The following is a 15,677-nucleotide window of genomic DNA, read 5'->3' on the forward strand; positions in this document are numbered from 1 at the left end:
CCCCGCTATGTCGCTTACACACGCCTGCCGATGCGTCAGACCAGCTCCCGCGCCTGCTTGCCGTGCAACACCTGGGGATCCAGGGTCACCTCGGCCTCGCCGTTGCTGATCCAGAGCTGACCGTCCGAGATGGTGCAGGTGAGCTGCATGGTGCGCTGGATCAGGGCCGCCAGCGGCAGGGTCTGGCTGTCGCTGAGCTCTATGATGCTGAGGTTGTCGTGGGCGGTGAGCTTGCCCTGGTTCTGTTTCCACCAGACGCTGGTGCCGCGCCCGCCGTACAGATAGAGCACCACCTGGCGCGAGCGGTTGCACGCCTTCTTGAGGCGGCGCTCGTCAGGCTGACCCAGTTCAATCCAGAGCTCAATCTCGTCGGAATAGTTCTTGCGCCACAGCTCTGGCTCATCGTCCGCCGACAGCCCCTTGGTGAATTCGAGTCGCTCGGCGGCATGCCAGGCAAAGGCGGCGAGGCGGATCATCATGCGCTCGTCGGTTTCGGAGGGGTGACGGGCCAGGGTGAGGGAGAAGTCCTGATAGAGCCCCCTGTCCATGTCGGAGAGGGAGATCTGAGCCTTGAATACGGTTGCCTTGAGAGCCATGAGAAACCTTATGGGAGACGAAACGGGAGGCCCGACGCGGGCTGGGCGCCAGTGTAATCAAATTTGCGGGCAGCTTCGAGCCCCTTGCACACCCCGCCCCGTATCAGGGGGGCCTACAACGAACAATGCCGGTCCTGGGACCGGCATGGCACAAGAGACGGGGGATGAGGGCCCTTGGCTCCGCGTCAGCCCCCTGGCCTCACTTCTCGGCGGATTGCACCCCGAACGCATTGAGCAACACGCAACAGGTCACCGCCACCGCCACGAAGCCGCTCAGGAAGATGAAGGGCATGACGCCATAGCCCAATACGGTCCAGATGGTTTGTTCAAGAAAGCTCATGATGTGTCCTTTGTCCATGGCGCGCCCCTGGCGCGACACACTGTCCTGGCCCAGGCTGCGCTGGGGTTCACTGTCGTTTCTATTGGAACCTAACTGGCCAGCCAAGCCTATGCCACCAAAGGAATATATAGGGGGCCACTTTGCGCCAGATCAATTTTTTGCGACAAATAATCCAGCCCGCCCACCAACAGCAGAGGCGACCCAGGGTCGCCTCTGCAGATCATCATGTCATGGCGCCAGCTCAGTAGAAGCTCAGCCCCTCTGCCGCCATCGCCTTGAGCCTGGCACAGGGGGCGTAGCGCTCACCCAGACGCTGCTGGTAGTGCTCCAGACGCGCCACCAGCTCGCCAATGCCGAGGCGATCCATGTAACGGAACGGGCCGCCGAGGAAGGGGGGGAAGCCGATGCCGAAGATGGCACCTATGTCGCCATCCCGGGCCGAGGCCACCACGCCGCCATCGAGCGCCATGGCCGCCTCGTTGAGCATAAGCAGCACGCAGCGCTCCACCAGCTCCCGCTTGGCGAGTCTGGCCTGGGGCTTGACCCCGAGCAGGGCATAGACGCTCTCGTCCACCGTCTTCTTGCCCTCCTTGCCGGTGAGGCGGTTGCGGGGCGCCGCCTTGCCGTAGAGGTAGAAGCCCTTGCCGTTCTTGCGCCCCTTGCGATCGTCTTGCAGCAGCTTGTCAAAGGCCTTGGGGGCCTGGAACTGCTCGCCGCCGAGCTCTTGCTCGAGGATGGGGGAGATCTTGGCCCCCACGTCGATCCCCACCTCGTCGAGCAAGGTGATGGGGCCCACCGGGAAGCCGAAGTCCTGCAGGGCGCCATCAAGCACCTCCACCGGTTCCCCTTCCAGCACCAGGCGCGCCGCCTCGTTCATGTAGGGGGCCAGGATGCGGTTCACATAGAAGCCCGCCTCGTCTTTCACCACGATGGGCGTCTTGCCCTGGGCCCGGGCGAAGGCCAGGGTGGTGGCCACCGTCTCGGCGCTGGTGCCGGCATGGGGGATGACTTCCGCCAGCGGCATCTTGTCCACCGGGCTGAAGTAGTGCAGACCCACGATCTTGTCCGGGCGGGCGGCCCCTTGCGCAATCTGGTGAATCGGCAGGGAGGAGGTGTTGGAGGCAAAGACGGTGTGTTCACCGCACTCGCGCTCCACGTCCTGCACCATCTGGTGCTTGAGGTTGATATCCTCGAACACCGCCTCCACCACCAGGTCCACCCGGTGGAAGCCGGAGTAGTCCAGGGTGCCGGTCAGCCGGCTCATCTGCTTTTCCAGCTCGCTGCGCAGGATCTGGCGGCGCTTGAGCCGCTTGGCCAGCAGATCATGGCTGTAGCGCATGGCGTTGCCGATGCCGGCGCTCGCCACGTCCTTGATCCGCACCGGCACCCCCGCCTTGGTGGCGGTGACATAGGCGATGCCGCCTCCCATCAGGCCCCCCCCCAGCACGGCGACATGGCTCACCTTGCGCGGCTCGGCCCCCTGATAGCTCACCTCCTTCTTCATCTGGGTAGTGGCGAAGAAGAGGGAGCGCAGGGCGGCGGATTCCGCCGTCATCACCAGCTCGCCAAAATGGCGGGATTCGGCGGCAAGGCCGGCCTGGATCCCCTCCTCCATGCCGATGCGCACCACGTCCAGGATGCGCTCCGGCGCCGGATAGTTGCCACGGGTCTTGGCCATGACCCCCTTGCGGGCCTGGTCGAACAGCACCTTGCGCCCCACCCCGCTGGTCTCCAGCAGCTTGCCCTGCAGATCCCGCTTCAGGCTGTGACGGGGCTTGCCCTTGTGGGCCAGCTTGATGGCGGCATCGAGCAGGATGGATGGGGGCACCACCTCGTCCACCAGCCCCAGTTTGCCCGCCTGCTTGGGCCTGACCTGCTTGCCGGTCAGCATCAGATCCAGCGCCTTGGCCACCCCGATGAGGCGTGGCAGACGCTGGGTGCCGCCGGATCCCGGCAGCAGGCCGAGCTGTACTTCCGGCACCCCCAGCACCGTCTTGCCATGGTCACTCGCCACCCGGCCATGGCAGGCGAGCGCCAGCTCCAGCCCTCCGCCGAGACAGGGGCCATGGATGGCGGCGATCACCGGGATGTCGAGCTGCTCGATCTCGGCGAATACCTCCTGCCCTTCCCGTGACAGGATCTGGGCATCCTGGGCGCTGGTGCAGGCATCCAGCATGCTGATATCGGCCCCGGCGATGAAGGAGTCCGGCTTGCCTGAGACGATCACCAGACCGATCAGATCCTTGTTGGCCCGCACCTGGGCCAGCACGGCGCGGATCTCGTCGGCGAAGGCCGCCTTGAGCGTGTTCATGCTCTCACCGGGCACGTCCATGGTGAGGATGCCGATGCCGTCTTTGCGAATATCCAGAGAAAATGTGTGCTCGTTCATCATTCCACCTCCAACACCATGGCCACACCCAGTCCACCCGCCGCGCAGGCGGTGTTGAGCCCCAATCCCCCACCCCGGCGGCGCAGCTCATGGAGCGTCTGGGTGATCATGCGCGCGCCGGTCGCGGCGAAGGGGTGACCATAGGCCAATGAGCCCCCCAGCACGTTGAACTTGTCCATGTCGATCTCGCCGATGGCGCCGTCACGGCCCAGCTTGTCCCGGGCAAATTCCGGGCTGGCAAACATCTTGATGTTGGCCAGGGTCTGGGCGGCGAAAGCCTCGTGCATGTCGATGAGCGTCAGATCGGCCAGGGTGATCCCGGCCCGATCCAGGGCGATGGGGGTCGCATAGGAGGGCCCCATCAACATGTCCTGCCACACGTCGATGGCGGAGAAGGCGAAGCTGCGGATGTAACCAAGCGGCTCCAGGCCGAGCTCCCTGGCCCGCCCCTCGCGCATCAGCAGCACGGCGGCGGCGCCGTCGGTGAGCGGGGTGGCGTTGGCGGCGGTGACAGAACCATGAACCCGGTCAAACACCGGCTTGAGCTTGGCGTAGCTCGCCAGATCCGAGCCTTCGCGGATGTTGTTGTCCCGCTCGAGCGGCGACTTGTAGGGGGGCACATGGGCGGTGAACACCTCGCCGCTCAGCTTGCCTTGTGCCCAGGCCTCTGCCGCCAGGGTGTGGGAGCGGTGCGCCAGGGCATCCTGCGCCTCGCGGCTGATCTGGTGGCTCTTGGCCATCTGCTCGGCGGTCTGACCCATGGAGAGGCCGGTGGAGTACTCGGCCACCGCCGGCGGTACCGGCAGCAGATCCCGGGCACCGAGCCGGCGCAGTATGGCAAATTTTTGCGCAAAGGTGCGCGCCTTGTTGAGATCGACCAGGGCGCGGGCCAGTTTCTTGCTCACCCCGATGGGCAATACGGAGGAGGAGTCGGCCCCGCCGGCGATGGCGATGTCCACCGTGCCGGCCATGATGGATTCGGTGACATTGGCCACCGCCTGGAAACTGGTGGCGCAGGCGCGCGACACGCTGTAGGCATCGGTGTGAACGCTCATGCCGGTGCCAAGCACTATCTCCCGGGCGATATTGGGGGCTTCCGGCATCTGCACCACCTGGCCGAACACCAGCTGATCGATGAGGGTGGGATCGAGATCCGTGCGGGCGAGCATCTCGCTCACCACCAGCTTGCCGAGATCCACCGCAGGCACGCCGTGAAAGGCGGTGGCCTGCTTGGCAAAGGGGGTTCGCAGCCCCGCCACGACGGCAATCCGTTCGCCCTGGCGAGTCGTCAGTTGTAAAGGCTGTTTCATCCTGGCTCCTTGGGTCAATGGGAAGAGGTCAGACCTCATCGCGCCACATCTTAACAATCCACTCACAAGTTTCATACAGCTGATTGAAACTAAATCCGCGACGGGCGGACTCGGTTCTCGCACCTTGCGGTCATCTGGAGTATAAAAAGATCAACTTCTATTAAAACAATAGGTTTATCCCATGGCCCTGGCCGAATTTCGACAAGTACGCGACCACATGACCAGCCAGATCCTGGGGCAGGGCGAACTCATCGACGGCCTGCTCATCGCCCTGTTATGTGAAGGCCATGTGTTGATCGAAGGCGCCCCCGGCCTCGCCAAGACCCGGGCGGTCAAAGTACTGGCCAGTGCCATCGAAGGGCGCTTCGCCCGCATCCAGTTCACCCCGGATCTGCTGCCCGCCGATCTCACCGGCAGCGAGGTGTTCCACCCCCAGGATGCCAGCTTTCAGTTCCAACCGGGCCCACTTTTTAACCACCTGGTGCTGGCAGACGAGATCAACCGCGCCCCGGCCAAGGTGCAATCCGCCCTGCTCGAGGCCATGGCCGAGCGCCAGATCACCGTGGGCAAGAAGAGCTGGCGTCTGCCCGGCCTCTTTATGGTGGCTGCCACGCAAAACCCGATAGAACAGGAGGGCACCTACCCCCTGCCCGAGGCCCAGCTCGATCGCTTCCTGTTCAAGCTGGAGGTCGGCTACCCGGGCCCGGCCCTGGAACTGGCCATCCTGCAGCTGGGGGAGCAGGGGGAGACCCTCCCCCCCTCGCCCTGCCTCATCGATCCCCAGACCCTGCAAGGGGCCCGCGATGCCGTACTGAAGGTGATGATGCAGCCCAGATTGGCCCACTACCTGGTGCAGCTGATCTGCGCCACCCGCCCCGGCAGCGGCATCGCCCCCGAGCTCGACCCCCTGATCGCCTTTGGCGCCAGCCCCAGGGCCACCCTGGGGCTGGCCCGCGCCGCCCGGGCCCGCGCCTGGCTGGCGGGACGGGACTATGTACTGCCCGACGACATCCAGCTGCTGGCCCCGGCGGTGTTGCGCCATCGGCTGTTGCCCAGTTACCAGGCCCAGGCCGAGGGGATCCCCACGGACGCCATCATCCAGCGCCTGCTGGAGTGGGTGCCATGCCCCTGAGAGGCGCCACGCCCGGGGGCACGACCACAGGGGAGCCGGCCACCCCCTGGCCCCCCGAGCTACATCTGCCCCTCGCCGACCTCATCGCCACCCGGCTGCTGGCCTCCCTGCCGCGACCACGCCGCCACGGCACCGCCGAGGGCGGCGCCCGTCGCCGCCAGCCTGGCCTCGACTTTCGCGAGCTACGCCCCTATCAGGCTGGCGACGAGGTGCGCCACATCGACTGGCGGGTGACGGCCCGGCTCGGTCGCCCCGTCACCCGCCTCTACGAAGAGGAGCAGGAGCAGCACCACTGGCTGCTGCTCGATCTCTCCCCGGCCCTCTATTTCGGTTCGGGCGACAGGCTCAAGGCCAGGCTCGCCTGCGAGCTGGCCGCCGCCCTGCTCTGGCAAGGGGCGCGCCACCCCCAGACCCTGCAGATCCATGGTCTCACGCCGCAGATCCTGAACCAGAAGGGGCCCCCCTTGCCCCTGCTGCACCAGATCTGCCGGCACTACCACGCCGGGCTGGCCCGTGCCCCCCTGCACGGGACCCTGACCGAGGCCGTGACCCTGCTGCGCGCTCGCCTCCCGGCCGGCGCCCGGCTCACCCTGATTGGCGATCATCAGGTCCCGCCGGATCCCCTCTGCCAGGCCCTCACCGCCCTCGCCGGGGCGCACCCCATCGACTACTGGCAGATCCGCGATCCCCTGGAAGCCGGGATCTGGGGTCAGGAGCGGTTGCCGGTGACGAGCCAGCAGGGCCCCGGCTGGCTCGATGCCATGAGCCCCTCCTTTAACCGTCGCTACCGGGAGGCAGCCGCCCGGCAGCACGCCCTCTGCCAGGCCTGGCTGCTGCCCCTGGTGCGGCGTCTGACCCTGCTCGATGGCAGCCAGTCCCTGCAGGCCCAGTGGGAGGCGTCATGAGTCAGGCCGCCACCCTCGCCCGCCAGATCCGCGACATCCACCCCGGCCCCCCGCTGCTGGACGACTGGCTGGATCCCCGCCTCCAGGCCCTGCTGCTATTGGCCCTGGCCCTGACGACCCTCATCCTCGTCGCCTGGCTGGGGCGACGGCTGTGGCGCTACGGTTGCTGGTGCCGGGCCCTGAGCCCGCCGGATAGAGGGGATCCGGCCCTCTGGCTGGATCGGCTGCACGATCGGCTGCGCCAGGAGAGCCTGACCCGCTGGCCCCACTGCCGATCCCTGCGAGGTGAACCCTGGCTCGGCTGGCTCGACCAGCAGGGCCAGACCGATTTTCGCCGCTGGCACCCCCAATGGGATGGCTGGCTCTATGGCGGCCAGCAACCGACCCTGACCCAGCGCCGCGCCCTCTATGCCGATTACCTGCGTCTGGGACGCCGCCTGCTGCTCGGTCGCCTCCTGGCGGGCAAGGCGACCCCATGAGCCTGGCCTGGCCCTGGTTCGCCCTCGCCCTGGTGCTGCCCCTGCTGGTGCGCTCCCTGCCGCCCCTGCGCCGTCACCGCCTGCACCACGATGGCTTCCCCCTGCTGGGGCCCCAGGGGGGCCTGCCCCTCTGGTACGGGATCCTGCTGTGGTGCACCCTGATCCTGGCCCTGTGTCGCCCCCAGCTGGTGGGCGAGCCCATCACCCAGTACCAGGGTAGCCGGGACCTGCTGCTGGCGGTGGATCTCTCCGACAGCATGCGCACCCCGGACATGTTCGATGGCAGCCAGCAGCAAGACAGGCTGACGGCGGTGCGCCAGCAAGTGAAGGCGCTCATTCTTGCCCGTCGGGGGGACAGGATTGGCCTCATCGTCTTTGCCGATCACGCCTACCTGCTCGCCCCCTTGAGCGAAGAGACCCAGGCGCTGCTGACCCTGGCCGACGAGCTGGATTTCGACCTGGTCGGGCGCACCACGGCGCTTGGCGAGGCCATCGCCCTGGCCCGCCGCCACCGGGATCCGGACCGTGAGACGGCCCTGCTGCTCATCACCGATGGTCGCAACACGGCCGGCAGTGCCGATCCCCTCACCCAGGCCAGGGCCGCCCGGGCCGAAGGCATCACCCTGTTTACCCTGGGGGTCGGCGCCGACCCCGGCAGCCAGGTGCTGACCCCGGCCCGGCCCGATCCCAGCGCCGAGCTCGACGAGCCCCTGCTCACCCAGTTGGCGGCCATCGGCCAGGGACGCTATTTTCGCGCCCGCACCCAGCGCGATCTCGTCGCCATGAACCGGGCCCTCGATACCCTGGCGCCGGGAGCCAGGCCGCTGCACAGTTACCGGCCCGTGACCGAGCTCTACCCCTGGCCCCTGGCCCTCTCGCTCCTGCTGCTCCTGCTGCCTGGGCTGATGGCGGCGGCAAGCCCATGGCGGCGACCCTGATGGAGCTCATGCTGCTGCGCCCCTGGTGGCTGCTCGCCCTGCTCCCCTGGCTCTGGCTCGGCTGGCGACAGCGCCGGCAAGCCCCCCTGCTCAGCCCCCTGATGCGCCGCTATCTGCTGCCGCGAAAGGGGACCACAGTGCCCTGGCGCTGGTGGGCGGCCCTGCCCGCCATCCTGGCCCTCTGCGGCCCCGTGCTGGAGCAGGGACAAGGGAGCCGGGTCGCCCCGCCTCTGGATATCTGGCTGCTGGATCTCTCCCGCTCCATGGCGGCGCCGGATCTGGCGCCGGATCGCGCCACCCGGGCGCGCCTGCTGCTCCAGGATCTGCTGGCCCAGAGCCAGGGGCGGCGCATCGCCCTCATCCTGTTTGCCGCGGATGCCTATCTCGCCATGCCCGCCACCCGCGACCGGGAGGCCATTGCCCGCCTGCTGCCGGACGTACGTCCCGACATCATGCCGCTGCAAGGTTCCAACCCTGTCCGCGCCCTGGCCCTGGGGCTGGCCCAGATCCCGCCGGGCCAGCGGGCGCGCCTGCTGCTGGTCAGCGACGGCCTGACGGCGCGCCAGGCCGAGGACATCGCCGCGCTCTGGCCCTGTCAGGGACGCTGGCAGTGTCTGCGCCAACCCGGGGCACCTCGCCTCGATATCCTGCTCGCCGCGACCCAGGCCCAGGTTCCCCTCGGCGGCGAGCTGGCGCTGGCCCTGGGACGAGCCAGCCTGCCACCGCCGGATCTTGCCCTGATGGCCGGGCTCGCCCGCCGCCTCGGCGGTCAGTTGCAGCCCCTGGGCGAGGGCCTGCCCACCTTTGCTCCCCTGCCCACGGATCTGGCGCCGGATCCCGCCGGGCGCCAGGAGCTCGGTCCCTGGCTGCTGCTGCCCCTGCTGCTGCTCTGCCTGCTGGCCCGGCGCGGCGCCCTCTGGCTGGCGCTGCTGCTCTGCCTGCCGCCCCAGATGCCGCTCCAGGCCGCCCAATACGATCCGGCCGCGGCGCTGCAGGCCTATGGCGATGGCGACTACCTCAAGGCAGCGCGGCTGTTTCAAGACCCGATCTGGCGCGGCAATGCCTGGTACCGGGCCGGCGACTTCGAGCGGGCCCTGGCCGCCTATGGGGAACAGTCAGGACCCACAGCTCACTACAATCGCGGCAATGCCCTGGTACAGCTGGGACGCATCGAGGAGGCCAGACTCGCCTACCTCGCCTGCCTGGCCCAGGATCCGGCCCATCAGGACGCCCGCTACAACCTGGCCCTGCTCGAACAAAGCGCCCCGCCTCCCCCCATGGGCGGGGCCCCCTCCTCGGACGAGACCAAGGCCAGTCCCCAGGGCACGGCGGATCCGGCCCCCCCCGTCATCCTGCTCAAGGAGCGCCTGCGCAAGGAGGCGCTGCGCCGGGGTCTGCTGGCCCGCCCGGAGGATCCGGGATGAGCCGGCGCCATCGCCAGCTGGCCCCCCCCTGGCTGCCGTGGTTGCTGGTGGCGCTGACCGCAGCCGGTTCGGCCCTGGGGACCGAGCCTTCCCTCCCCCGGCAGAAGGGGGGGCAGGGGGACGGGGCCATGATCTCTTCGCACCAGGCATCCCCGCCCCCCAGGGTCGAGATCCTGGCCGCTGAGCGGCCCGATGAGTGGCGCCTGATCATAGAGGCACCGGGGCGCTGGCCCGCCGGGGCCCTGATCATCACCCCCTTGCTGCGCCAGTTCGCGGTGGGGCGGGTCTCCCTGCAGCAGGGCATGGGCGAGGATGGCCCCTCGACTCGCTGGCTGATCCCGCTTCACGGTCAGCCCGCCCCCCTGCCCCCCCTGCCCCCCCTGCGCCTCGCCAACTGGTCCATCCCCCTGCCCCCCTTTCCCGCGAGGGAGGCGGACACGGCGCCACCTCCCCCCAGGGTGACGCAGCGGGCCAGACTCGCCCATGAAGGGCCCCTCTACCCGGGCCAACCCTTCGTCTATGCCCTGCACATCACTCTGCCAGACCCAGTCCGCCAGCCAGGGCTGGAGGAGCCCGCGCACCCGGACTTCACCATACGTCGCCTCGGGGAGGATGAGTGGCGCCCCGGTGCCCGCGCCGGCGAGCCCGGGGTGCTGATCCGCCGCTGGCTGTTCCAGGCCAGGAGGGCCGGGGATTTCACCCTGACCGCCCCCAGGTTGCAGGCCAGCTATCTGCTGGGGGACAGGCCCCAGCCTCTGGCCGGGCGGGCGGGCCCCCTCTCCCTGCATGTGGATGAGGCCCCAGTGCCCCTGGTGGCGCGCCGCCTCACCCTCAGCCAGCAGTTCACCAGCCGCCAGGCCACCCTGGGCGAGCCCATCATCCGCACCCTTCGCCTGCGTCTGGAGGATGGGGATGGCAGCCAGGTGAGCCTGCCCGAGGTGCACGTGGCCGGGCTCAGGGTGCAGGGCGACGGCAGCCAGCGCCGCGAGCGCTTCCTCGCCAATGGCCGGCTGCTGTACGAGCAGGAGTGGCGCCAGGCCCTGCGTGCCACCCAGCCCGGCGACTATCTGCTGCCCGAGATCCGCCTGCCCTGGCTCAACACCCGAAACGGGCGCATCGAGCAGCTGATCCTGCCCGGCCAGCGAGTGAGCTTCGCCCCCGATCCCGCAAGCCCGTCGGCCTCGGCGGCCCCCTCCGGCCCCCGCGTCCCTCTGCTCATCTGGGCCCTGCTGCCTCTCCTGCTGGTGCCCTGCCGCCCTCGCCTGGGTCGCTGGCTCGCCTTCTATCGCCTGCAACAGGCCCTGCGGCGGGGCGATGCCGAGGACAGTCGCCACGCCCTGCTGCACTGGCGACGCCGGCGCTGGCCCGGCCCCCTCTCTCCTGCCATCCTTTGGCCAGGGGAGATCCCCGTTTCGGCACCAATGGCGGCCGCCCTCGATACCCTGCAGGCGGCCTGCTTTGGTACACTGACTCACTTTGACGGCGCTCCCCTCGCCCTTGCCCTGTGCGCCTATGAGACGAGGGGGATCGCCGGCTTGCTCAGACGAGTCGCCTGGTTGGACGGCACTTATCGCCACAAGGATCACCACAAGGAGACTCAGTGATGGGGTTTTCGCTGTTTCGCAAGAAAACGGGAAAGGAACCTGTGCCATCCCCGGTCAATGAGGGTATGGCAGATAAACAGAAAAAATATGAAGCCCTGGTCCATGCCCTGCATGGGGACATCTATCGCTACGCCTACTGGTTGTGCCGGGATCCCCATGTGGCAGAGGATCTGGTGCAGGAGACCTACCTGCGCGCCTGGCGGGCCATCGACAGCCTGGTCGACGACAAGGCGGCCAAGCCCTGGCTCATCACCATACTGCGGCGGGAAAATGCCCGCCGCTTCGAGCGCAAGCGCTTCGATCTCATCGATCTGGACGAGTTTCCCCAAAGCGATGACGAGGCGCTGCACAGCGAGCAGGAGATGGAGCACGAGTGGCTGCGCCGCCATATCGCCAGATTGCCGGAGGAGTACCAGGAGCCCCTGCTGCTGCAAGTCATCGGTGGCTTCAGCGGCGAAGAGATAGCCCAGCAGCTGGGCCTGAATAAGAACACTGTGATGACCCGGCTGTTTCGGGCACGCAACCAGATCCGAGAGGCCATGGCGTCAACCGCACAACAGAGAGGACACGGGAATGGATGAGCTGGAGTTTCGCCGCCGGGCTGTCATCGATCCTCATGATACCCAGGACGCCTTCACCGACATGGCCAAGGCGTCCCCCGCCAACCGCAAGTGGCTCGAGGAGATGAAGCAGTTCGATCACAGGCTCAGCCAGGGGATGAAAGTGGACGTCCCCCCCGGACTCGCCGAGCGGCTGCTGCTCAGGCAGGCCATCGGCGCCGAATCGCCGCCGAGCCGCCCCCCGGCGCCCCGGGCATCGGGCTGGAAGCCTCTGGCCATCGCCGCCTCGGTCGCCTTCCTGATCGGGGTCAGCACCCGCTGGCTGCCCTGGCCGAGCAGCCCGCCAGCGCAGGCCTCTCTGGCCCAGGTGGCGCTGGCTCACGTCTATGGGGAAGAGCCCTTCATCGCCGGGGTCGACGAGCAGGTGTCGCTTCAGACCATCAACGCCAAGATGGAGAAGTACGGCGCCACCCTGATGAACATGCAGGACATGGCCAGGATCACCTATGTCAATCACTGTGCCTTCTATCAGGGCCCTGCACTGCACATGGTGCTGCAAGGCAAGATGGGGCCCGTCACCCTCTTCATGGTGCCCAAGCATGTGCCCCTGCGCCTGGACCCACGATTCGATGATGGCCGGCTCAAGGGGGAGGTGATCCCGCTCAAGGGGGCCAACCTGGTGTTGATCGGCGAGATGGACGAACCGCTTGATCCCCTCTCCAGGCAAATTGAGTCCCGCTTGCACTGGTCCATCTAGACCCCTTTTTAACGACGCCCCCACCCAGAGCTTGTCATGCTCTGTGTGGGGCTTCCCCCATTTTTCCGTCCGTTTCTCGCCCATTCCCGGCCGTTTCTCGTCAGCACACCAAAAAACTTCTCTGTCGCTTCAGGCCCTCAATGGCTGATTAATTAAACAATAAAGCCCGAATGCGCTCGTTTTTGCGCCGACATCAAACAAACCATTAACACAATAGAAACTTTTATGTATTCTGCTCTCACTGGTCTGATTTCTTACCTCCTACCAGATCCATAGAATCACGCCAGAAATCATTGGGAAGATGCGAACATAACAACAGATCTTGTCAGCTTTTGCGGCGATTACGCCGGGATAGCGCGGCAAAAAATCTGCCAAATAAAGAGAGAACACCATGACGACTGCCTTTTTCAAGAAGAGCCTGATTGCCGCTGCCATCACCCTGGCCAGCACCCAAACCTTCGCTGCAGCTTTCCAGCTCAACGAACATTCAGCCTCAGGCCTGGGCCGCGCCTTCGCCGGTGAAGCCGCCATTGCCGACAACGCCTCTGTGCTGGCCCGCAACCCGGCCGCCATGACTCGCTTTGACAAGATGGCGATCTCGGTCGCTGGCAGCTACATCCACCCGAGCGTGGACGTGGACGGCAAGATTGCCGGCGCCTATGACTCCAGCGAGAACAACATAGCCCCGGACGCCTTCGTGCCTGCCGCCTACTTCATCCAGCCCATCAACGAGCAGTGGGCCTGGGGCCTGGCCATGTTCTCCAACTACGGCCTCTCCACCGAATACTCGGACAACTTCTCCGGCGGCGCCGTCGCGGGCAACACCGAGTTGATGACCATCAACCTCAACCCCAACATCGCCTACCGCATCGACTCCCAGTGGAGCCTGGGCGCCGGTCTGAACCTGGTCTACGCCAAGGCGGAACTGAACCGCCGCGCCGGTGTCCTGGCCCCTGCGGTCAGCCAGCAGCTCGGCACCCAGGTCAGCCCGGACACCAAGCTTGCCCACCTGAAAGGGGATGACTGGGGCTGGGGCTGGAACCTGGGCGCCATGTATGAAGTGAACGAAGATCACCGCTTCGCCCTGACCTATCGCTCCCAGGTCGACATCACCTTCGAGGGGGACTATCAAGGGACCTCGTCGCGCATGCAGAAGGTGGATGGCAAGCTCCCCCTCGATCTGCCGGCCCAGGCCGAGTTCGCCGGTTACCACCGCCTGAACCCGCAATTCGCCGTGCACTACTCGGTCAACTGGACCGACTGGAGCGCCTTCAAGGAGCTCAACGCCACCAGCGACAGCTGTGTCAGCGCCGACGGTGCCGGGGTCTGCCTCTACAAGCCCGAGGAGTTCAAGGACTCGATGCGCTATGCCATCGGCGGCACCTGGTACGTCAATCCGTCCTGGGAAGCCCGCGTCGGCCTCGCCTATGACAACACCCCCATCGAGGCGGAATACCGCAGCCTGAGCATCCCTGACTCCGACCGTGTCTGGTACAGCGCCGGTGCCACCTACCACATCAATCCGGACATGAGCGTCGACTTCGGCATGACCTATATCGATGGCAAGTCCGTCGATGTCAACGAAGGCCTGACCGGCCACGACAGCCAGCTGCGCTGGAAGGGCACCTCCCACGGCGATGCCTTCCTGGCCGCTGCCCAGTTCAACATGATGTTCTGATCACCGCCTCACTGTGAGGGCGCCTGCGGGCGCCCTTTTTTTATACGACCGGCCAACTCCGCGTACAGCTGTAGCACACAGCTGTACGCTTTTCTTTCTTTATCAATCTGTTAGCCCACCCTTTGCCAGCATATCCTCCTCTTTTGCCTCCCCGCCGCCGCCATGGATTGCATTGCTGGTCGTACCATATAAAATCCCGCTCCCACTACAAAACCAAATAAAAATGCTGACATGAGTGTAAAAAATAGCGTGCGCCCCCACTTTTCCCTCGGACTGCTGCCCCTGCTGCTCTGCCCCACCCTGGTACAGGCGGCCGGCTTCCAGCTGGCGGAACAATCTGCCACCGGCATGGGCCGTGCCTTCGCGGGGGAGGCGGCCATCGCCGACAACGCCAGCGTGCTGTCACGCAACGCCGCCGCCATGACGCGCTTCGACGAGATCGCCCTCTCTGCCGGCGTCATCTATGTGCGCCCCGACGTCAACATAGAGGGGGAGACCCAGGTGCCGACCGCCCGTGGTCCCGTCACCCTGGATGCCAGTGCCCACGACATTGCCAACGCCGCCTGGGTACCCAACCTAGCCCTCATCATGCCCCTGGGGGAGGAGTGGCGTCTGGGCCTGTCGGCCGGATCCTACTTTGGCCTGGGGGTCGAGATGCCGGGCCGCTACAACGCCGGCCAGTTTGGCAATGTCTCCGACATCCGCACCCTGGATCTGGGGCTCTCCCTGGCGTATCGGCTCAACCGACACTGGTCGTTCGGCGCCGGCGTCAATGCCATCCAGGGCGAGGGGGAAGTGGGGGGCACCTTCCCCGCCAACGACATGGTCGCCAAGCATCTCAAGGGGGATGGCTGGGCCTTCGGCTGGAACCTGGGGACCCTGTATGAGCATTCAGAACAGACCCGGGTCGGCCTCGCCTACCGTCACGACGTGACCCTCACCCTGGCGGGAGATGCCATCGGCATCGACGAGCAGGGGCGCCCCTTCCAGGATAAGGGCGAACTGGACTTGATCCTGCCCGCCAGCGCCGAGCTGGCCCTGTTCCACCAGCTCACCCCGGCCCTTGCCCTCCATTCGAGCATCAACTGGACCAACTGGAGTCGCTTCACCCAGCTCGAGGCTCAACTGGACAAGCACGGCACCATGCACATCAAGGATGAGCAGTGGCGAGACAGCTGGCGCTATGCCCTGGGGCTCACCTACCGGCTCAGCCCGGACTGGCAGCTGAGATCCGGCATGGCCTACGACAAGAGCCCGGTGCCGACAGAGCGGCGCACCATCTCCATCCCTGACTCGGATCGCATCTGGTACAGTCTGGGCACGGGTTATCGCATCAGCCAGGCACTGAGCCTGGATCTGGGGCTCACCTTCATCGACGGCAAGCAGGCGGCGGTGCACGAGACCATGGAGCTCAGACCCGGTGTTGCGGCGACCCGCTCCACCTTCACGGGCAGCTCGGAAGGGGATGCCTGGCTCGCGGGGATGCAGCTTAACTACCTGTTCTGATGTGCCCACCAGGGCACGCAAGATTTACCACGGCGGCCCTGACCGGGGCCGTTTCAGCC

The 15,677-nt window shown here is 66.6% G+C and carries 14 protein-coding genes; 10 read left to right on the top strand and 4 right to left on the bottom strand.

Features of this window, described 5'->3' with window-relative positions:
- Nucleotides 1-35 precede the first annotated feature (35 nt).
- From ACEUCR_RS02295 to fadI, 4 genes are all read right to left on the bottom strand, one after another.
- On the bottom strand, nt 36-596 hold the full coding sequence (locus tag ACEUCR_RS02295; RefSeq protein WP_111874596.1) for a YaeQ family protein: 561 nt from the start codon (nt 594-596) through the stop codon (nt 36-38).
- A 199-nt stretch (nt 597-795) separates the two neighbouring features.
- Nucleotides 796-936, bottom strand: a complete 141-nt coding sequence (locus ACEUCR_RS02300; RefSeq protein WP_005895982.1) for a TIGR02808 family protein — start codon at nt 934-936, stop codon at nt 796-798.
- Between the two features lie 241 nt (nt 937-1,177).
- Complete coding sequence (gene fadJ / locus ACEUCR_RS02305) at nt 1,178-3,325, bottom strand: fatty acid oxidation complex subunit alpha FadJ (RefSeq protein WP_111874597.1); 2,148 nt, start codon at nt 3,323-3,325, stop codon at nt 1,178-1,180.
- Nucleotides 3,325-4,635, bottom strand: coding sequence for an acetyl-CoA C-acyltransferase FadI (fadI, locus tag ACEUCR_RS02310; protein WP_392442678.1), 1,311 nt, complete (start codon nt 4,633-4,635; stop codon nt 3,325-3,327). Before fadI ends, fadJ begins: the two co-directional genes overlap by 1 nt.
- A gap of 181 nt (nt 4,636-4,816) precedes the next feature.
- Between fadI and ACEUCR_RS02315 the strand changes: the two genes are divergently transcribed.
- From ACEUCR_RS02315 to ACEUCR_RS02360, 10 genes are all read left to right on the top strand, one after another.
- Nucleotides 4,817-5,767: an AAA family ATPase gene (locus tag ACEUCR_RS02315; protein ID WP_111874599.1), complete on the top strand. Its 951-nt coding sequence runs from the start codon at nt 4,817-4,819 to the stop codon at nt 5,765-5,767.
- On the top strand, nt 5,758-6,672 hold the full coding sequence (locus ACEUCR_RS02320; RefSeq protein ID WP_408787820.1) for a DUF58 domain-containing protein: 915 nt from the start codon (nt 5,758-5,760) through the stop codon (nt 6,670-6,672). The genes ACEUCR_RS02315 and ACEUCR_RS02320 overlap by 10 nt, the downstream gene beginning before the upstream one ends.
- Complete coding sequence (locus ACEUCR_RS02325) at nt 6,669-7,151, top strand: DUF4381 family protein (protein WP_408746493.1); 483 nt, start codon at nt 6,669-6,671, stop codon at nt 7,149-7,151. The genes ACEUCR_RS02320 and ACEUCR_RS02325 overlap by 4 nt, the downstream gene beginning before the upstream one ends.
- Nucleotides 7,148-8,089 (top strand): VWA domain-containing protein, encoded by a 942-nt coding sequence (locus tag ACEUCR_RS02330; protein ID WP_408787823.1) that lies wholly within the window; start codon nt 7,148-7,150, stop codon nt 8,087-8,089. Before ACEUCR_RS02325 ends, ACEUCR_RS02330 begins: the two co-directional genes overlap by 4 nt.
- Nucleotides 8,089-9,513, top strand: coding sequence for a VWA domain-containing protein (locus ACEUCR_RS02335; RefSeq protein ID WP_408789020.1), 1,425 nt, complete (start codon nt 8,089-8,091; stop codon nt 9,511-9,513). The genes ACEUCR_RS02330 and ACEUCR_RS02335 overlap by 1 nt, the downstream gene beginning before the upstream one ends.
- On the top strand, nt 9,510-11,117 hold the full coding sequence (locus ACEUCR_RS02340) for a BatD family protein (protein ID WP_408787826.1): 1,608 nt from the start codon (nt 9,510-9,512) through the stop codon (nt 11,115-11,117). The genes ACEUCR_RS02335 and ACEUCR_RS02340 overlap by 4 nt, the downstream gene beginning before the upstream one ends.
- Nucleotides 11,117-11,698 (top strand): sigma-70 family RNA polymerase sigma factor, encoded by a 582-nt coding sequence (locus ACEUCR_RS02345; protein ID WP_111874604.1) that lies wholly within the window; start codon nt 11,117-11,119, stop codon nt 11,696-11,698. Before ACEUCR_RS02340 ends, ACEUCR_RS02345 begins: the two co-directional genes overlap by 1 nt.
- Nucleotides 11,691-12,434: a DUF3379 domain-containing protein gene (locus tag ACEUCR_RS02350; RefSeq protein ID WP_111874605.1), complete on the top strand. Its 744-nt coding sequence runs from the start codon at nt 11,691-11,693 to the stop codon at nt 12,432-12,434. Before ACEUCR_RS02345 ends, ACEUCR_RS02350 begins: the two co-directional genes overlap by 8 nt.
- Before the next feature lie 391 nt (nt 12,435-12,825).
- Nucleotides 12,826-14,112 (top strand): outer membrane protein transport protein, encoded by a 1,287-nt coding sequence (locus ACEUCR_RS02355; RefSeq protein ID WP_041994048.1) that lies wholly within the window; start codon nt 12,826-12,828, stop codon nt 14,110-14,112.
- A gap of 231 nt (nt 14,113-14,343) precedes the next feature.
- Nucleotides 14,344-15,618: an outer membrane protein transport protein gene (locus ACEUCR_RS02360; RefSeq protein WP_408787829.1), complete on the top strand. Its 1,275-nt coding sequence runs from the start codon at nt 14,344-14,346 to the stop codon at nt 15,616-15,618.
- The last annotated feature ends 59 nt before the right edge of the window (nt 15,619-15,677 follow it).

This window comes from Aeromonas bivalvium, from assembly GCF_046078285.1.
Classification (GTDB): Bacteria; Pseudomonadota; Gammaproteobacteria; order Enterobacterales; family Aeromonadaceae; genus Aeromonas; species Aeromonas bivalvium.